This window comes from Shewanella sp. GutCb, assembly GCF_002836135.1.
Taxonomy (GTDB): Bacteria; Pseudomonadota; Gammaproteobacteria; order Enterobacterales; family Shewanellaceae; genus Shewanella.
On record NZ_PJBL01000027.1, the window covers coordinates 88,090 to 108,235 of the forward strand.

Annotated in this window: 15 protein-coding genes; 3 read left to right on the forward strand and 12 right to left on the reverse strand. The window is 44.2% G+C overall.

Annotated features, from left to right (window positions below):
• Positions 1–105: 105 nt before the first annotated feature.
• The 9 genes from CXF86_RS16790 to CXF86_RS16830 all read right to left on the reverse strand — a co-directional run bounded on the left by CXF86_RS16790 (position 106) and on the right by CXF86_RS16830 (position 10,445).
• Positions 106–1,224, reverse strand: coding sequence for a site-2 protease family protein (locus CXF86_RS16790; protein WP_102039573.1), 1,119 nt, complete (start codon positions 1,222–1,224; stop codon positions 106–108).
• Positions 1,225–1,621: 397 nt separating this feature from the next.
• Positions 1,622–3,292, reverse strand: a complete 1,671-nt coding sequence (locus CXF86_RS16795; protein ID WP_102039574.1) for a DUF342 domain-containing protein — start codon at positions 3,290–3,292, stop codon at positions 1,622–1,624.
• A gap of 182 nt (positions 3,293–3,474) precedes the next feature.
• Complete coding sequence (locus CXF86_RS16800; RefSeq protein ID WP_102039575.1) at positions 3,475–4,503, reverse strand: methyltransferase; 1,029 nt, start codon at positions 4,501–4,503, stop codon at positions 3,475–3,477.
• A gap of 142 nt (positions 4,504–4,645) precedes the next feature.
• Positions 4,646–5,950: an alkaline phosphatase gene (locus CXF86_RS16805; RefSeq protein WP_101092406.1), complete on the reverse strand. Its 1,305-nt coding sequence runs from the start codon at positions 5,948–5,950 to the stop codon at positions 4,646–4,648.
• A gap of 18 nt (positions 5,951–5,968) precedes the next feature.
• A complete protein-coding gene (gene gshB, locus CXF86_RS16810) occupies positions 5,969–6,916 on the reverse strand; it encodes a glutathione synthase (RefSeq protein WP_101092404.1) in 948 nt (315 codons plus the stop codon).
• Between the two features lie 119 nt (positions 6,917–7,035).
• Positions 7,036–7,767: a 16S rRNA (uracil(1498)-N(3))-methyltransferase gene (rsmE, locus tag CXF86_RS16815; RefSeq protein WP_101092403.1), complete on the reverse strand. Its 732-nt coding sequence runs from the start codon at positions 7,765–7,767 to the stop codon at positions 7,036–7,038.
• Positions 7,768–7,781: 14 nt separating this feature from the next.
• Entirely contained in the window at positions 7,782–8,525 is a 744-nt protein-coding gene (locus tag CXF86_RS16820; RefSeq protein WP_101092476.1) for an endonuclease, read from the reverse strand.
• 108 nt (positions 8,526–8,633) lie between these two features.
• Positions 8,634–9,200, reverse strand: a complete 567-nt coding sequence (locus tag CXF86_RS16825; protein ID WP_101092401.1) for a SprT family zinc-dependent metalloprotease — start codon at positions 9,198–9,200, stop codon at positions 8,634–8,636.
• 84 nt (positions 9,201–9,284) lie between these two features.
• Positions 9,285–10,445, reverse strand: coding sequence for a pyroglutamyl-peptidase I (locus CXF86_RS16830; protein ID WP_102039576.1), 1,161 nt, complete (start codon positions 10,443–10,445; stop codon positions 9,285–9,287).
• 300 nt (positions 10,446–10,745) lie between these two features.
• Here CXF86_RS16830 and blaOXA point away from each other — a divergent pair, with 300 nt between their 5' ends.
• Positions 10,746–11,582: a class D beta-lactamase gene (gene blaOXA, locus CXF86_RS16835; RefSeq protein ID WP_101092398.1), complete on the forward strand. Its 837-nt coding sequence runs from the start codon at positions 10,746–10,748 to the stop codon at positions 11,580–11,582.
• Between the two features lie 17 nt (positions 11,583–11,599).
• Here blaOXA and CXF86_RS16840 read toward each other — a convergent pair whose 3' ends face one another.
• Positions 11,600–12,511: a LysR family transcriptional regulator gene (locus CXF86_RS16840; protein ID WP_101092396.1), complete on the reverse strand. Its 912-nt coding sequence runs from the start codon at positions 12,509–12,511 to the stop codon at positions 11,600–11,602.
• Between the two features lie 122 nt (positions 12,512–12,633).
• On the opposite strand from CXF86_RS16840, the gene CXF86_RS16845 reads away from it, so the two are divergent.
• Positions 12,634–17,187, forward strand: coding sequence for an ATP-binding protein (locus CXF86_RS16845; RefSeq protein WP_101092394.1), 4,554 nt, complete (start codon positions 12,634–12,636; stop codon positions 17,185–17,187).
• Between the two features lie 234 nt (positions 17,188–17,421).
• Positions 17,422–18,408, forward strand: a complete 987-nt coding sequence (locus tag CXF86_RS16850; protein ID WP_232775030.1) for a sensor domain-containing diguanylate cyclase — start codon at positions 17,422–17,424, stop codon at positions 18,406–18,408.
• 14 nt (positions 18,409–18,422) lie between these two features.
• Here CXF86_RS16850 and CXF86_RS16855 read toward each other — a convergent pair whose 3' ends face one another.
• Positions 18,423–19,040: a hypothetical protein gene (locus CXF86_RS16855; protein WP_102039577.1), complete on the reverse strand. Its 618-nt coding sequence runs from the start codon at positions 19,038–19,040 to the stop codon at positions 18,423–18,425.
• Between the two features lie 108 nt (positions 19,041–19,148).
• A complete protein-coding gene (locus CXF86_RS16860; protein WP_102039578.1) occupies positions 19,149–20,036 on the reverse strand; it encodes a LysR family transcriptional regulator in 888 nt (295 codons plus the stop codon).
• Positions 20,037–20,146 lie beyond the last annotated feature (110 nt).

Sequence of the window (20,146 nt, forward strand, 5' to 3'; positions counted from 1 at the left end):
CGTCGACAATAATTATATTGCTGGTGACAACCTCGTTCAAGCTGCTGATAACAATCAACAAAAAGGCATTCGTAATGAATACCTTTTTTAAGCAACAGCTGATTATTAACTCTTTAGGATCTCTAAAGGTAGCGCAAGCATATCGTCACCGCTACCGGCAAAGTACCAGATAATGCCGATGAATGAGCCAACGGTGACTAGGTACCATACGGTAGAAAATATCTGCCCGTAGCGATCGAGTGGTAACAAGTGACTTTGGTGCCGGGCTTTCCATTCAAACACTATTTCAGCACTGCCGATAAGCAGTAAGAAGCCTAATAGCGCTAAGCCTAAGGTATAGCTGATATATACACCCACCGCAGCGCCTGCAATACACGCGACTAGCCCCATTACGCTGTTCATTGAAAAGCTGATGCTTTTTAAAATATGTCCACCATCGAGCGGCAAGATTGGCAGCAAATTAAACAGATTGAGCAGGGCGTTAAAAGCGGCCAGTCCGGCAAAAAAGATGTTACCGGTTACCCAGTAGGCAATTAATGCTGCGATAGACATGAGCAGGCCGAAAGTGGGCCCCATTATCGAGATCACCACATCTTGCCAGCGAGTATTAATCTTTTCATCGCTGAGGGCTAAGCCCCCCATAAAAGGGATGAGGTAGATACCTTTGGTTTTCATGCCAAAGTGTTTCATAGCACGGATATGGCCATATTCGTGAAACACTAAGCACGCGATTAACGCGAGTGCAAACTGAAACGAAAATAACCAAGAGTAGGCGGCAACACTGGCGCCCGCGAGAACAACTTTAATCACCTTGGCGCTTTTGAGCAGTTTGAAACCTAGCGACGCTAAACCCACCATACTAAATTGCTTTTTCTCTGCAATGGCGATAGTCGGTACTTGCTGCTCAATGTCTTTGGTGTTGCGTTGGCCACTACTGATGATGTGTTCATCATGTAGAAGACGATAATCGATGACAAAAGGCTGCCAAGTGAGATCGGTCTCTAAGGTGATCTTTAGCGTTTTCTGTTGCGGCGCTTCAAGCGTATCAGTTGCGGTTGGGGCGGCAGTGTTAAGTTCGAAAGTATGGCTTTTAAAGCCTTCATTCTCAGTACTTGCTTGGATCACTGAGACTAAGGTATCGCCCCAAAAGAGTTGTTGCCAACCAGCCATAGATCCCTCTAGGCGAAGAGGTTTTCCAAGGCAGTCAATGTTCAATAATTCCACGTCATATCTCAACGATTTAAAGTAACGTTATTATGCCGTCAAATAGCGTTATCCCCAAGCTACTTCAACATGCTCGTTTCAGAGCTCCCGAAGGGCAAGACGAGAAGCAACATTTTGCTGCGTTCTCTATTGATAATAAATAAATATTGAGTTCCGACGATATGGATGCAAAAGGTAGAGCGAAGCACGACTGAATGGTCTATTTTGTTCCATACAAAATAAGACATTTCCACCTTCCTTGGCGGTCAGATTCAGGAGGTATAATAACGCATGGAGCAGTAGCGAGGATACCAGAGCTGAGATTAACGGCCTTGAACTCCGTCAATTCTTGACATGCTCAATCCTGAGGTCGTTTAGGTATATAAGACAACGGATCCTAGTTTTACTCTGTAGTGAGTTACTTTTTAAGACTGTAGTCGAAGTTAATCTCTTGATTGTCATTGGTGATGCTGCAAGGACCATGCTCTCGTTGAGTGCGGTTAAATGCTCCGCCAATATGGATTTCAATATTAGCAAAAACATGCTTTAAAGCGTCAACTCTATAGTTTTTATAGTAACCCGTTATCTCTTGCTGAATGGCTTCATATTCGAGTTGCTCTTGCAGTTTAGTACTGGCAATTCGACGTTTTTCCTCAAGCATCACTTTGACTTGTTCTACCATCATTTCATCGTCTTGCCACTGAGCTTTGGGTGGCAGATTGCCGAGTTGCCCTTCAATGTTTGAAATGGCCACCATCATAGAGCTAATGCTGTCTTTAAGTTGTACTAAATCTTGCTTGAACTCACTGATATTCATAGCACAGAATATTTCTGTCTTAGTCCCCGCGGTAGCACCAATAGCGACCACCTTTAAGCCTTTATCAACCTCAACTTTTCCGCCAACTAAATCGCCACGACGGCCGGTACTATCGCAGACCGTCAGCTGTTGTTTAGTTTTAGCATGGCTATGAAGCAATTGCTTAGTGACTAAGATATTGCCTATAGCTTCAAGCGTTGAATATTGCACAAACTGAGCGCTGATCTGACCTTGTGCTTTTAGGGTCGTGGAGAGTTCGCCCTCTTTTAATTGCCGGCCTATAACGCCTTTGCTGACGGTAATATCACCTTGGGCAATAAGGGTTGCTGAGTCGACAAATCCCATCACGGTGATATCGCCTGAACTCTTTACCAGCATGCCCTCACCAACGTCGCCAGTAATCAATACGCTGCCTTTAAAGTCGACATGTCCGTAGCCGACATTAACATCTTTTATCTGTAATACATCATCAACCTGCATCCCCTGTTTGTTTTCCACGGGTTGTCCTGCGACTGCAGCGATTAATAAGTTGGCATTGTTATCGCAAAATTTGGTGCCATTGCCTGCAACGAGTTTGAGATCTTTGCCCGGTTTGGCAAGCAGCTTATTACCACAAACATTGTAACCATCGACGCCTGCTGTCGCAGGGTGTTTCAATATAAGTGCATTGCCTGGTTTTACCGTGATCACAGCCCCCAGATTACGCATATCGACACTGCCGTCGCTATTCTCTTGGGGTTGCAATAGGCGTTCTCGGGCGAGTAGTACTTTTCGCTCTAAACGAGCTGACTGTCCTTGTACAGCAGTGCGACCTTGGGCAATGATATTGCTACATTGCTCCCCCGGTTGTAGTGATGAGAATTGCGTTAATGAGAGATCGATTTTTGGCTTGCTAAGGCCGAGCTTTATTTGCTGTAACTTTAAGTTTTGTAAAATATCTTTGAGGGTGACGTCTTGACCGCCGTAGGCTGCGGTTAAGGTCATTGATGCTTGCATTTTGTCTTCTGAGAGCTCAAAACTAATGCTGGCATCTCGGCGCTGTGCAATGGCAAAAAATAGCTCATGTTGACCATCATCTTGGCTACAAAGTTGATTTACTTGAATAACGGCTTTGCTGATGATTTCTTTTAGCGGTAATAGATTGGAAAAACCAGGCAGCGCTAGCAGTCCCATCAAGTCCATTTCAGTAATAGGACCATGGGTGTTAGGGATCAACTTTAACTCGGCTTTTTCGCCGTCCGTGCTTAATTCTATGAGCTCTGGGTGCAGCATGAAGATCCCTATCATTTATTCATTATTATAAAGAGATTGGGGTCGAGTATAACCACATAACACACAGCCATGAAAGTATAAGGCATATAACCTGAGACTAAACTCACAGCTAAGAGGTAACAATGATATTGGTATAAATATTCAACGAGTTAAATATTTATACCATACTTTTATATTTTATTTTAGCGTTTCAAGTTGGAGTAAATTTTGTACCGGCTATTTTCAGCTCCGACGTTAACGCTACCAAATTTTTCAGCAATACAGTCTGAGTAAGGGAGGTGTCGATTAGCGACAATATGGAACATGCCACCTTTCGCTAAATTTTCGGCACTGGCTTTTACAAAATCGATGGCAATAGTGGTGAGACGGTTTAAGCCGTCATGAAAGGGAGGATTGGAGATAATGCCGTCGTAGCTCTTGGTGGTTTGTGCCATACCGTCAGATGCAAATACTTCAGCTTCAAGCCCGTTGGCCTGCAGGGTGAGCTCGCAAGATAGCAACGCCATCGCATTGATATCGACACATTCAAGTTTTAGTTTTGGTTGGGCGGTTAATAATGCCGCGGCAATGACGCCTGCACCGCAACCAAAATCAAGTACGGTTCCGCGCATATTAGGTAAATTATCGAGTAATAACTTAGTGCCTTCATCGAGTTTTTTCTCACTAAATACACCGACCATATTGCAAATAGTCATTTCACCTTGAGGTGTTTGCACTGGGTACTTGCTGCACCAGTCTTGTATTTTTATTTCTGGCGCTTCGCGATCGAGTTCACTGGTAAATACAATACAGTGGCGAGCGTTATCGGCTTTAAAGGCTTTGTCGAAGTAGTCTGGCAGTAGCTTAGGCAGTGACTTTATTCCACCTTTATTCTCGCCAACCACAATCAATTGCCCTTGTAGTTTAAGATGCTTGGCTGCAAGGTTAAATAAGTAAGGTGCTAATGCTTTAGCTTTAGGGAAATACACAATAACGCTATCAAAGCGTTCTTGGTTAGGGAGTTTGTGGCCAAAATACAGCTGTAGATTAGTTGCTGCGTGGGGCTGCATTATAAGGTGGTGATGGAAATCTAAGGCTAAAGCGCTTACGCTTGAGGCACTGTCTAATAATGCTTTAGGTAGAGTATCGCCTTCATAATTGAGTACTAAAACAGAGTGGCCGTTAACTAAATGACTATTTCTAAGAAGGGCTTGCGAAGCATTGGTTAGCATGAGTTTTCAAGGTCTGGTAACAAGTGAGTGTAATTATACCCAAACCACCTAAATATGCACTTTAACTCGCCAATAAAAAGCCACCCATCAAACTTTGAGAGGTGGCTTAAGTACATCGACAACCTGAGTATATTGACGGAAATCAGTTGATTTTTGGCAATAAGCTCATCATTTTTTCAGCAATGTGGGTATTGTCTTGATTGCCTTTGAATAGATCCGCAGCAGGACCCATCGCAAAGACTTGGACGTCAACACCTGTATGACCGCTCGTTGTCCAACCGGTGTAACTGCGAGTATCAATGATTTTTTTAAGGGCGACTTCTAATGTACTTTTTCCCTGCATACGAGCATTTGTTAGTTGCTGTAACTCAGTGCTATTGACGTCGAATCCAAGCTGTTGGTTTACACCAGCTTGCCAATCGTCAGCGGCAATAGCGTGCGTGGCAATGCTAGCAGGGCTCGCACTGATGCCTTTTAGCAGCTTGGTGTCCCATTGATATTCGCCGTTCGCGCCAATAGATAAGCCGCCAGTATTATGATCTGCGGTGACCACTAATAACGTATCTGGGTGTTGACGAATATACTGCTCGACCACTTCAATGGCATTGGCGAAACCTTGCATTTCAGCCATCGCGGTGGCGATATCATTGTTGTGTCCAGCCCAGTCTATCAAGCTACCCTCAACCAGTAACACAAATCCTTTTTCATTTTGAGAAAGCAGATCCAATGATTTTTGCGTTAGCTTGCTCAAGGTATTGGCATCAGTATCATCAATCACCCAAGGCAGTTGCACTTCAGCAAAGAGCCCGAGTACTTTAGGCTGAGTAATACTGTCGAGCTGCGCTAATTCAGTAATGTGTTGGTAACCTTTAGCACTGAACTGGCTTAAAAGAGCTTCAGAGAAGTACTTTTGTCCACCGCCTAAGATCACGTCAGCATCAGATTTAAGCATATCCGCCGCGATGGCTTCATAATTTTTACGGCTTTCGTTATGCGCTAAAAAGGCGGCGGGAGTTGCATGGTTCACTTGAGCTGTTACTGCTACGCCGGTAGACATACCGCGCGCTTTAGCCATCTGCATGATGGTGGTTAAGGGGCGTTTATTGATGTCGACAGCAATTGCGCCATTGTAGCTTTTAAAGCCAGTGGCAAGTGCAGTTGCAGATGCCGCTGAGTCGGTGACATAGCCGCTCTCTCTGGCGGGGTAAGTTGACGCCATACCCACAAGTAAGCGATCAAACACAGTCTGCTCAATCTCTTCGGTATCAGGGTTGTCCTGAAAATAACGATAGGCGCTTGTATAAGCAGGGCCCATGCCGTCGCCGACCATAATAATCATGTTTTTAGGGCGCGATGGCGCCTGATGAATATCGATATTCGCGGTCGCATACAGTGGTAAAACGGCAAGGGCACTAAGGACCCAAGTAAAGGTGTTTCTAAAAGTCATACCGAGTCCTTGAACTGATTATTTGTTGATTCTAGCTTCAATCGAATCCATCAACATGCCAGTGATATCGACATCAAAAGCTGCTTCAATCTCTTTAATACAGGTTGGGCTGGTGACATTTATCTCTGTCAACTTATCGCCGATAACGTCGAGCCCCACAAAGATAAGGCCACGTTTTTTGAGTTCAGGGCCAATCGTGCGCGCAATATGCCAATCAGATTCAGATAGGGGCTGTGCGACGCCGCGACCGCCAGCAGCTAAATTGCCACGGGTTTCGCCTTTTTGTGGAATGCGCGCTAATGAGTAAGGCACTGGCTCACCATCTACCACCAAAATGCGTTTGTCACCGGCGGTAATGTCTGGAATGAATGCTTGTACCATTGCATATTGTTGACCTTCGTGGGTCAGGGTTTCGATAATGACACCTAAGTTTGGATCATCCTTTTTAACTCTGAAAATAGAGCTGCCACCCATGCCGTCGAGCGGTTTAAGAATGATGTCGCCTTTCTCTTTATGGAAAGCACGAATGCGCTGCTCATCACGGGTGACGATGGTTTCAGGAGTAAACTCAGAGAACCAAGCGGTAAATAGTTTCTCATTTGCATCGCGTAAACTTTGCGGCTTATTGACGATAAGTACACCTTGCTCTTCAGCGCGCTCAAGCATATAAGTCGCATAAATAAACTCAGTATCAAACGGCGGATCCTTACGCATTAAAATAACGTCGAGATCGGCCAGCGGTGTATCAATTGCATCTTCTAATTGGTAGAAGTCCTGTGGGTCTTCTTTTACCGTGAGTGCACGCATGGTTGCCATTGCTTGACCATTCACCATGGCTAAGTCGTTCATCTCCATGTAAAACAGCTGATAACCACGGGACTGCGCTGCCATTAACATGGCAAAGCTTGAATCTTTCTTGATGTTTATTTCGCTGATGGGATCCATCACGATACCGAGTTTTATCATGGAGCGTGTTCCTTATTCTGTATTCGTTTTTGCTGTTAACATGAAGCCTGACCAGTATTTTTCTAGTCAAACGCCATTAAACATAGGCAGTGTTGATTGAGATATTGCGACAGTTAATATTAACCAATATCACCAAATTTTAGCTGTAAGGCACTTATTGTCGTGAGTGCTGCGGTTTCGGTGCGTAACACTCTTGGTCCAAGCAGGACATCGGTAAACTTGTGTGTTTCCGTCATGCTAATTTCAGTTGCAGATAAGCCGCCTTCAGGACCAATAACCAGCCTGACTTTATTGTTGGGCAGGCTTAAACCGTTAACACCATGAGATGCTCTAGGGTGTAGATTCAGTTTCAGCGACCTTGTCTCTTCTGCACACCAGTCGATGAGCTGCATGGCTGGGCGAACCTCTGGGATGACACTTCGACCAGATTGCTCGCATGCGCTAACCACAATCTTTTGCCATTGCTGGATCTTCTTTTCTAAACGTTCGCCGCTCAGCTTCACCCCACAGCGTTCTGAGAATAACGGGGTAATAGTATTCACACCAAGTTCGACCGATTTCTGAATGGTAAAATCCATTCTATCACCGCGAGAAATCACCTGACCTAAATGCAGATGAAGTGGCGATTCACTGTCATTGCTTTCACAAGATAAGACCTTCACAGCGACATTTTTCTTACTGGCGCTAACGATTTCAGCCAAATAATTATGGCCATCACCGTTGAATAAACAGACTTGCTCACCCGCAGCCATTCTAAGTACGCGGCCAACATGCCCAGCAGCTTCTTCGTGAAGTGATACCGTTTGCTCAATTGCCAGTGAAGACGCTTGGTAAATTCTTGGAACTCTCATGGTACGGTTTAGCCTTATTCTGCGATGTTTGTTGCTGAGATTAACTGTTTACAATGAGCTTGCACAAAGTTGTTGTGATTACCTTGTACCTTTGCAATTTCTTGATCTCGCTTGCACTCAATAGTATCAACTGGATAGCTTTTATCCCATGCTTTAAATAACTTTAATTGGCTACGGGATATTTTCAAAGAATATGCGCTTTGCATGTAAAGATAAGTTCGCGCTATTTTGCCCCGGGTGTAGCTCGGTGGCTCGACTTTACGCGCTTTAAAATCAACGCTCATTCTGCATTGACCATATTGCACAGGCTGAGCATTCCACTGACTAAATCGATAGTTACTGCGATCACCGTTAACTTCACCCACTGCTGGCACAAGGTTATGTAGGTCGGATTCCATCTTTTTAAACAGTTTATCGTTCTTGCCGCAGTTTTTTCGTCCACCTTGTTGCCAGCATTGACGTTGATGGCCAAACTCCCAAGCGGGAACAACATGTTCCCACTCTATTCTAGCGGCTCTTTTTTGCTGCTTGCGCACTTGATAACCACAGCGGTTAAAATCAGTTTGCCATTTTTTGCCGTTAATTTTAATGTCACAACCACAATAGAAACTGGTAATGGGTAACGACTCTACATAGAGCTTTTTAGCGAGCCTTTTAGCTTGGCTAAAACTGGTGGGGTGTTTTGCTAAGGCAAAGCTCGGTAGCGGCGCGAGCCATATAAGACTAAGCGCTAGTATGAGCACTTTGAATATCGATATTTTCAAACGTAATCCCTAAAATTAATCTCGGTAACGAAACTGATGCTCGTTTGGGCAGATTGTAAGGGAGGCTTGGATTCGGGGCAATGTTGTTAGTGGCTGATGGGCTTAATTTTTAATGGCATCACGCAGGTTTTGGCCACATTTACGGCAACGGTATTGAGTATCACCACGTAGTACTTTGTTGTGACGGCGAATGCTGAGATTGACGCTGCCGCAACCACACAAGTATTCGAAGGTTTTACCCTCAACAGACTGTGTATTAAAACTGTGTGTAGTGCGAGGTTGGCGACTATAAAGCTTGAGCATTAAATGCTGCCATTGCACCCCGTGAGGTTTTACTCTGCCATAAAGTTGGAAGCTTAGTAGGTGACAGATCTCATGTGGTACAACATCGTCGATAAAAGCTTGTTGGTTATCTTGTAGGAGCTGTGGATTAAAACGTAGCTTATTAAGTTGTAAATGAGCGGTGCCCGCACTTTTTCCGCGCAGTTTAAAGTTGATCTCAGGGCGTGGGAATACCTGCCCTAATGTTGCTTCTGCAACCTGATAACAATGTTCCACTTGGGTGGCGATACACTGTTGCAGTGGATCGGCAAAAGGCACTGCCGGATGGTTGGCAGGTTTTGCGGCTAATATCCGCTTGGACTTAAAAGGGTTAAGCGTTTTGAACATTGAATCGGTAACTCACGGCTGATGAGCTCGCAAAGGGCGAGCCCATCAATGTTACCTGAGTGCATAGTGCCACACCAGAAAAGGTTATAGCGTTGTCGCCGCGGCCTCTACCATGGCGGTGACTTGCTCAACAATATCATGCTCGATTTTAACGTCATAAGCGGCTATGCGAGGGGTGTGAATATGACCGACTGGAATAACACTTTTGAACTGCTTTTGTAGCAATATGGCGCGGTAAGATATCTCATTTGATAGATAACCGCCGCCAGAGCCCTCCACTGAGGTTGCACTTTGCAGCTCAGCTAGCGACTTCGCCTGAAACTGGCCTTTTGCTAGAGTGGAAACAGTGTGGTTGTCGTTAACTTTCCATGGGCCAGTAACCGTTTGCATCGCTGCTATAGGTAATGAAAATTCAACAAACTCAGGCCCATTGAGTGTGCCACCATTAAACAGCGGTGCCATAGGGGCTTGTTTGTTTGCGCCTGTCAGTACGTTGAGATTATCGGGAGCTGCTGCGCTGCGATTGAGGCCAGGAAAACGTTCAATATCAAATTCATCGCGGCCCATGCTGACGGTAAAAATCATATCAACACTGTTGTCACGATAAATGGGGGTTAATATGGATTCAATTAATCCTTCGTCAAAGTCGGCAAATCGCACTGGGATCATAACCGTTTCTATTTGGGCTTGTTTGCCATTCACGCTAAAGCGATAGCCATCAAGTGCTAAAGCGACCAGCCCTGACGGATTGCTCTGATCGATATGACGGTCGAGGAAAAAAGGATCGAAGCCTGTGAGCAATATTTTAATCTCGGCATCATCTTTAAACTGAATATCACTTAAGCCACGAGAGGATTTTTCGACAGCCTTGATAAGAATATCTCGTTGCCAAGTTGCCATTTTAAAATCGGGGTCTTGAGTCTTTAATAGGTCACGCATGGCGAGACGGTTCCAATAAAGAGAGCGATCGTCTAAATGACCTGATTGCACATCTCTAACGGCTTGCTGCCATAAGCGTAACCCTTGATGCGCCACCATTTGGGTGATCTTTAGCTCATCAGAGTGTTGGACATATTTTTCAGACAGATTAGTCACGAAAGCTTGATAACGGTTAACCACTTCTGGCATGGCTGCCGTTGCTGCGGGGAGTCGAGCTTCTTCAATATCGACTTTTGCATAGGCGGAAGTTGAGCTTAGACCGATTAATAGCGTAGTCGCCATTAACGCCATGCTAGGTGTTCTCATTGCGATATCCTTTCTTATTATAAGCTGCCTGAGTCACGGGCGAGTTAACGTTAAAAAAACAACATTCAGTGGCTATTAAATTACGGTTTTTAGTATGCCTTAGCGAGAGTTACATTGAAAGCGGTGAGAAAATGATGATTTAAACATCGTTAATATTGCCACTTTTTGGCCACTATTTATCCTGTTATCGCCATAAAGTTCAAGCGTAAAACCGCTATGATAAAAAACATGATGACGCCGCAATGATAATGCTAATGAACGGCCCAAGTAATGACTTAAAACAGGCAAAGGACAGAATAAATGGCTAGGATATTTTTGTTAGGTTTACTGATTGTATTAGCGGCAATAGCGTTAATTGTTGATGCTAATGATGAGATCTCTAACGAAGTATTGTTAGGTTCGGTTGTGGCAGAGCCTGAGTATACTGCTAATTGGGATCCTATATTCAGTGGCAGTGATGTTAACGGCGTATTGGTGTTATTTAACGCTGAAAAACGGCAGTTATTAACCAATAATTTGTTAAGGGCACAAACAGGCTTTATTCCTGCGTCTACCTTCAAAATAGCTAACGGCTTGATCGCGCTAGAATTGGGTGTGGTTACCGATGCCGAGGATCAATACCGTTGGGATAAGCAACCGCGTTCGTTTAATTCATGGAATCAAGACCATAGCTTCTCTAGTGCATTTCAATACTCAGTGGTGCCAATATTTCAGCAGATTGCTCGTGATATCGGTAAGCAGCGAATGTCCAATATGTTAGCTAGCTTAAACTATGGTAATGAATTGATAGGCGGAGGGCTTGATAGGTTTTGGTTAGAGGGCTCGCTTCGAATTAGTGCTATTGAACAAATTCAGTTTCTGCAGCGTTTGCATGGCAATACGTTGCCCTTAAGTGTGCGTTCGCAATCGATAATGAAGCAAGTGATGCTAACAGAATCCGCTGACAGTTATGCCATCTATGCCAAGACAGGTTATGCGAACAATGGCGCAACGGATATTGGCTGGTGGGTGGGTTGGGTAGAGAAAGGTGAAAGCACAGTCTTCTTTGCGCTAAATCTAGATCTTGCCAACATACAACAAGCTCACCTTAGGCAAAAGCTAGTGAAACAGATCCTGCAATTTGAGCAGGTCATCTAAATCAATTTAAACTAAAGCTAGACCATCAAAGATTGTAATGACTCTTGGCTGGTAAAACGTTTATGGAAAAAATCTAGAAAAACGCTGATATTGGTCGCCAGCTGACGACGACTGGAATAGACGCCATACACTTTAAAGGCTTCCATTGGCCACTCTTGTAAAATAGGGACCAGTGAGCCGCTGGCTAATTCGTTTTTACAGACGGAATTGGAGAGCATTGCGATACCAAAGTCATCCATGACTAACTGCTTAACCATCACTGCACTATTAACCCTGACCTTACGCTTAAAGTTGACCATGGTTTTTCTGGCGCCTTTACCCAGTGGCCAAATTGGGGCTGAGCGAGAGGTCCCTAGTAATATGCCACTATGAGCGGCTAACTCTTGCGGGTTAGCTGGAGTACCGTGAATTTTTAAATAGTTAGGGCTTGCCACCAATATGGGTTGGCGTTCAAATAACAGTCTGGCGACTAAATCGGACGATTGTAATGGGCCATATTTAATCGCGATATCGTAGCCTTCACCCACCAAACCAATATCGTTATCAGTAAATTGCACGTCAAGCTCTACGTTAGGATAGAGTCGCATAAAACCGCTGCATAATGTCGCAATGAGTTCTTGGCTGAAAGACACAGGAATAGCAACGCGCAACGATCCCGAAACATCATTGTGAGTGTTTTCGACAGTCGCTTTGGCAGCTTCTATTTCATCGCTTATACTGGTGCAATGCTGATAAAAAAGCGCGCCAACTTGAGTTAAGCTCAAATTGCGGGTATCTCGCTGTAAAAGCCGAACCCCTAGCTGCTCTTCAAGCTGGGCAACCTTACGACTAATGGTTGATTTTGGCATGCCTATTTCGCGGGCGGCTTGAGAGAACCCTTTAGCTCTAACTACCGCTGCAAACAGCATCATACCGTTTAAATCTGGCATGTTATCTTCACTGTCTCAAAAATGGAACAAAGCGTCTAGTGCAGTTTAATAGCATTTGACCTGATAACAAAGTTATATTTACGGGCTAAAAATTTCAGAGGCTAAACGCAGAGGATCTTTCGATGACCAGCAAAAATCAGCCCGTTAACATGACTCAAGCCCAAAGTGCAGATCCGCTTTTTCTAAAAGCAGAGCATTTGGCAAAAGACTTTTCTTTGTTTCCTGAGCACAGTAAACAGACATTATCTGAGGAGATAAAAGGCCTTCTCGGTGACGATACCATTCAAGCCAATCTAAAAGATTTGGCTGGATTAGACGTCGATGGTTATGTCACTAAGGTGATCCAACCGACGCAAGATAAAAACCGCCCTGGTGCTAAACGCATGATTGCGGATCTTAAAGGTAAGCTTATTACCGAAACTCACAGCGGCCCTTTTTATAGTGCAGAGATTGAACTGAATTTTGGATCTCGTACTCGCCGTATCGGTTTTATTGCACAAGAGCGTACAACGGCTAACGGCGCGTGGATGCCTGAACATCACTTAGCGTGTTGTAAAGCGATTCGTCATTTTGCCGAATTGTCTATGCCTATTATCTACCTTATCGACACTCCAGGTGCTGATGCAGGTGAAATCGCTAACAGCCAAAACCAAGCTCACTCAATCTCTAAAGCGATTGCAGAGAGTGCCAATGTTGACGTACCTACAGTCGGTATCGTGATTGGTGCTGGTTACTCTGGTGGTGCTATTCCACTGGCTGCTGCAAACATTCTATTGTCACTGCGTGACGGTATCTTCAACACGATTCAGCCACAAGGCCTACAAAGCATTGCGCGCAAGTACAACTTGTCTTGGCAGGAATGTGCAAAATCTGTGGGTGTTTCGCCAGAAGAGCTGTACACATCGGGTTGTATCGACGGTATCGTCGATTTCTCGCCATCAGACAAAGATGAGCGCCAACATAACCTACGCCGTGCGATTATCAGCAGTGTTGAAGCTGTTGAAAAAGCCGCTGTGCAGTTTGTTCGCGAGTCTGATGATTTACGTGAACACTATGACCGCAGTCTAGCGCGCTTTTTAGACCCTTCTAAAAACTTAGCAGCACTAGAGGTCAATGCAGAGCTTGCGGTTGCTGACAACCCAACGATGCACTTAAACCTGTTTGGTAGCACTTACCGTTACCTGCGATACTTAACACTGCGTAGCCGTATCCATTCTATCTCGCAAGAGCAGTATGGTCGTCTATCTAAAGTCAGTGTGCCTGAAGGTGACTTGTTAGCGCGTATTCAACAAGAACAGGACAAAGTTTTCCAATCTTGGTTATCTAACCCAGATAAGCTGGTTTATGACGAAGAGTTGAATAAGCTTTGGGGTAACTTCATCGCCAAGCGTGATGATGTATCTACCGAACGTAATATGCTAACGCGTTTGATTTTGGGTGAACCAAAAGAGAACTATAAGAAAGCGCGTAAAGCCCTTATCTTTAACATCAGTTGGTCGCTCTTTCACCGCTGGAAAGGTAATGCTGAAAACAACTTCAAAGGGCTTATTAGCTACCTTGAGACATTACCACCTGAAGTCACTCAAGCAGATTGGCCTGAGCTAAATCAACTAACTGTTCTCGATGTTATTATCCATGATGAGTTGCGCGAAGACTTTATCTGGCAATGCCACAATATTCTGGTATTCAACGCACTGTATGACAACGTTGTGGGTAACTTAGCATCAATCGCGAAAGAAGCGATGATGTCTAAGAGCTTGTCTCGTAGTTCAGTTGATAACTTGCTACATGATTCAATTGATAGAGCATTGTCTACACAAGATGTGGCTAACGATAAGAGCAAGTTCTACAAGTGGCTTAAGTATTTTATGTCGCAATCAAACCGCGCAGAACTGTTGACTCGCACAGAGCAGTGGAAGAGCGTTGGTTTCCCACAATTGAACGACAGTCTGTTTGTTATATTAACTTACTTCTTCGAGCGTTTACTCCCAGAGTATTTCGACAGTGAAGAAGAAAACAATGAATACACTGGCGCCATTAACCCTGTACGTATCGGTCGTCGTAAAGACTTCTGGAACCGTTTGACCATGGGTTACCAAGATCTACTGATCCAAAAAGTACTTCGCGATGAAAAGCGCGCAGGAAAAATGGGTTGGGAGGCGATTGTTGCTAAGTTCTTCACTCAATTTGAAGAGATCAACGGTGATAAAATTTCGGCTAACCTGCTTAATTTCCCTGGTTTCCGTCTCTCTATTGAAGATGCACTCGATAAAGGTATTCGCCCTTGTGGTTTGATTACCGGCCTTGCTGATTTCGAAAGAGATGGCAAGCCAATGCGCGTCGGTGTTGCGGTATCAAACACGGCATTCCAAGCGGGTGCATTCGATATGGCTGCCGCTGAAAAATTCAGCGCGTTATTAATTGAATGTGCTAAGCGTAAGTTACCGGTTATCTGTTTTATCAGCTCTGGCGGTATGCAGACCAAAGAAGGTGCAGCAGCACTATTCTCAATGGCTGTTGTTAACGACCGTATCACTCGCTTTATTCGTGACAATGAGTTGCCAGTATTGATGTTTGGTTATGGTGACTGTACCGGTGGCGCACAGGCAAGTTTCGTGACGCATCCTCTGGTGCAAACTTATTATTTGTCTGGCACCAACATGCCGTTTGCGGGTCAAATGGTTGTGCCTGCATACTTACCTTCGACGGCGACACTGTCTAACTACTTGTCGAAAGTCCCTGGCGCGATGAATGCCCTCGTTGAAAACCCATTCACCACCACGTTGGATGACCAGCTAAGCAGCATCGACCCATTGATGCCGAAGCCGACGGGTAATATTAGCACCATCATTGGTAATGCCCTGTCGACGCTTGTACCTGAAATGTCTGTTGAAGATGAAGAGATTGTTCAGAACGATCCTCGCGCACTCATGAAGCCAATCAATAAAGTATTGATTCATGCTCGTGGTTGTACCGCGGTTAAGCTTATTCGTAAAGCACACGACAACAAGATTGATGTCGTGTTGGTTGCATCAGACCCTGATATGACATCAGTGCCTGCTGACATGTTAAAAGCGAACGACAAGCTAGTTTGTATTGGTGGTAACACCTCTGATGAAAGTTACCTCAATGCTTATTCAGTGTTGAAAGTGGCTGAATACGAAAATGTTGATGCATTGCACCCTGGTATCGGTTTCTTATCAGAAAGCCCGCAGTTTGCAGCCCTTTGTGTTAACAATGGCGTTAACTTTGTCGGCCCGAGTGTTCACAGCATGACGACCATGGGTAACAAGTCGAATGCGATTAAAACTTCGCAAGACCAAAACGTACCTGTCGTTCCTGGTAGCCACGGTATTTTGACCAATGCAGAGCAAGCGGTAAACGTTGCCACTGAAATTGGTTACCCAGTATTGCTTAAAGCAGTACAAGGTGGTGGCGGTAAAGGCATTCAGGTTGTAGAACGTCCTGAAGACATGATTGAATTTTTCCAAAAAACTTCTACCGAAGCCGCTGCGGCCTTTGGTAACGGTGATCTTTACCTAGAGAAATACGTAACTTCACTACGTCACATCGAAGTGCAATTGCTGCGTGACCAGTTTGGTAACACTAAAGTACTTGGCTTACGTGATTGCTCTGTACAGCGTAACAACCAGAAAGTGGTTGAAGAATCAGGTTCAACAATGTTGCCTGAGGAGCTAAAACAGCGAGTACTGGAATATACGCGTTTATTAGGTGATGCAACCGATTATATGGGGGCGGGTACGGTAGAGTTCATCTATAACTTAGACGCAAATGAAGTCTACTTTATGGAGATGAATACCCGTCTGCAAGTAGAGCATCCAGTAACAGAAGCAACATCAGGCATCGATATTGTCAGTGCCGGTTTTGATATTGCAGCAGGGCGCTCTATTGCAGATTTAGAGCCACAAAGCATCGGTTATGCGATGGAAGTGCGTGTCACGGCTGAGAAAGCAGCGCTTGATAGCAATGGTATATTGCAGCTAATACCAAACCCAGGTTTGATTAGCGAATACAAGATGCCAGAGCGTGATGATATTGAAATCATCTCTATCGCGGGTGAAGGTAAAGAAGTATCACCTTACTACGATAGCTTGATTGCACAGATCATCTGTCGTGGTGAAAGCCGTGAAGATGTCATTAACAAGCTTCATGACTACCTTGCAAACGAAGTTGTTATCAAGGGCATTGCGACTAACATTCCATTGTTAACTCGCATCCTTAAAGATGGCACCTTCAATGAAGGCGTTTATGATACCAACTACCTGCCACGCTTTATGGCTGAGCTTGATATTCCTGAGCTTATCGCCGAGATGGAAGCAGCTGCAGAAACCGTCGGTGTTGATACTGAATCACTACGTGTTGGCGAAAGTAATGAACTTAAGGTGATGGCGCAAGGTGCAGGTATCTTCTATACCTCTCCAGCACCTGGTGAAGCAGACTTCGTTAAAGAAGGCGACATAGTTACAGTGGATCAGACTTTAGCGCTTACAGAAGCAATGAAGATGTTCTCGCAACTAACACTCGCAGGCTTTAACCGTAAGAACGCTGTGTTGTACCCTGAAGATAAGCAATACCGTATCGAGCGCATTCTTAACAGTAACGCTCAGCAGGTTTCACAGGGTGAATTACTGTTTGTAGTATCGCCAGTCGCGTAGATATTGAATGTAAATAACGCACTGATCTTAGTGCGTTGTTTTAGCATTTAAAAACCGTTTGAATACCCACTTTAATGTGGGTATTTTTTTACCTTATTTTTACGGATAGTCAGTCGATAGTACTAATAAGCTTGTGTTTAACAAACGATGACAGTAGTTTCAATGATTGAATCATAAGCATAAGGGCTCAATTGATGAGGGGCTGAATGGCTGACCTCATCAGTATTACGATTAATGAACCAAGCTAAGACTGAACAAGCCAAGCTGCAAAAAATGCTTAGCACTCTGGAACAAGAAAATAATCAGCTTAGAGATGATCAGGCTGAGCTTGTTCGACAAAATGCTGTATTGCAAGAAAAGCTAAATGCGGCGTTAGATGGCACAGGTTTGTGTTTATGGGAACAACATATTCCGTCAGGTAACCTCACGATGTTCAATATGGAATGGGGGTCGTTATTGGGGTATACCATCGATGAACTTGCCGCTCATGTCGACAGTTGGAAGGGTAACTTGCACCCAGAAGATCGTGATTGGGTTGTCGCCAACTTTGACGACCATGTTAAAGGCAAGACAGACTCCTACCAAGTGACTCACCGAATGTTACATAAGGATGGCAGCGTTAGTTGGGTGTCAGATCGCGGCCGAATTGTTGAATTTGATGAACATGGTCATCCGATTAGGATTATGGGAACTCATATCGATATCACCCAAGAGAAGCGTTATGAAATGGGTTTAGCTGAACTGGCACACAAAGACCCTCTAACCGGTTTATTGAACCGTAAAGCGTTAATGGAGGCTTTTGAACAGTCAAAATTACAACAGGGTGCAGGTGGCGCGCTACTGTTTATCGATCTGGATGACTTTAAAGCCAATAATGACCACTATGGTCACAAGTTTGGTGACAGCTTGTTGATCCGTATTGCTAATATTTTAACTTCATATCTAGGGCAGACAACCGATATTGCGCGCTTAGGAGGCGATGAGTTTGTGGTGCTATACCCATCAAAAGCCAGTGTACAATTAGAAACAGTGGCGAATGCAATGCTGCAGTTATTTGCACAGCCCTTAAATATCGAAAATCACAGTATTAAGGTTGGCTTGAGTATCGGCATTGCCGTTTTTGGTAAAAACGAGCTGTTTAGCGATGTATATGAACAAGCTGACAAGGCTATGTATCAAGTGAAACGTCAGGGGAAAAACTGTTTCCTATTATGCTCCTAACGTTCCCGTAAAACCTATCGAGTATGTTTTGCAGTCAATGCTAATGCTCCATTGCCCCATTGACTTAATACGGCGCTAACATCACCAATACTGTTCTCAATCACCACAATTTTTTCATTTTTAACTATTTTTACTGGTCCAGTGAATCCTGCGGGGGCATAAGGGATAAGTACCGTAGAATATCTGTCATCCTGCTCAATAAGATAAGCAAATTGTTGGCTACCATCGTTGTTGCAAAGCAATGCTGCTCGAAAGCCGCTATCGTTCTGTCCGTGGGCTTCTGTGGAGCTATTATCACGAAAAATGCCCTTCGCTATTTGTTTTATTGAGCGATAAAGGGTTAAGCGACCTATAGTATTACGCTCAATGCAGGTAAATAGATTAGTCATAAAAGTCGATCTTAAAAAAAGGCCAAAAATAAATGAGGTCAGGCCTAATGCAAGTAGTGCTAACACTAATGGATCAACGTCTGATCTCATGCTCGAATTCGGTAAAAGTTGCACTAAAGGATCTGACAGGCCGATCAAAAGATCAATTAACTCATCTGCCATGAGAGATAGCAGTAACAAAGGAAAGACCACAAGAAACCCTCCCAAGATACTGGTTTTAAATAAATTAATTAGTTTTGTCATATCTAGCTCCGCAATTTCTTGTTAGACAGAATTTGTCAATGCGGTGATGATAACGAATGCACCGAATCGCTACACGTTACTAGCTATTCGATCTGCCAATGGTTTGCTTTAGTTTGCACTTAACTCTTTGCTTAGTTTTAAAAAAGTTGATGCGGCAGGTGTCAGGGGTAAATTTTTCCGCCAAATAAGTGCTAAATCCCATGTTAGTTGCGGCGAGAGAGTTTTATAAATAAGGTTTTCTGAATTAACTTTCTGGCAGATAGGTTTAGGCAAAATAGCCACGCCCATCTTGGCTTCAACCATGGCGGCAATAAAGTCCCACTGGCCACTTTGAGCGGCAATGTTAAGATCGACATTGGCAGCGCGACTTAATCGATAAATAAGCTTTGTCAGTGAAAAATCATCGTTGTATAAGATGAATGGGTAAGGCGCTAGATCTTGCCAGCTAATACTCTCATTTTTAGCTAGTAAGTGATCTTTTGGCATGCAAGCAAGCAAGGGGTAACCCTTAAGATCTAAGCTGTTAAACTCCTGAGCATGTGTTGTCGGTAATGCGGTAAAGGTCAAATCTAAACTGTCATTTAACAGCGCCTGCTCTGCACCAAAGCCGCCGAGTTCTTGAATACTGAGTTCAATTCCGGGATATTTCTGTCGAAAATGAGCGACTAATTCGATGATCATTTCGCCCATCATTGGGCATACTCCAAGCCTAAGTTGGCCTGTTTGTAATCCATTTAAGTTATTGAGATCTTCCCTAAGTCGGTGCCATTGGCCCACTATTTGTTGCGCAGTGCACACTAAAGCTCTGCCTGCTTCGGTGGCAATCACCTTTTGATTATTTCGGATCAGTAAAGGCTGGCCGAGATTATCTTCAAGGCGTTGGATCATCTTCGTTAAGGTAGGTTGAGTGAGATGAAGCTTCTCTGCTGCCCGAGTATAATTGCCCACTTCGACTAGGGTTAGGAAGCAGTGTAAACTTTTTATTTGGATGTTCATGCTTATTTGGAATCTAGTTGATGGCTATTATTCATTTTACTAATAGTCTGAACCAGATTACTTTGACCTAAAGCACATATCCAACCAATTATCCCAGTTTTGAGAGGTCG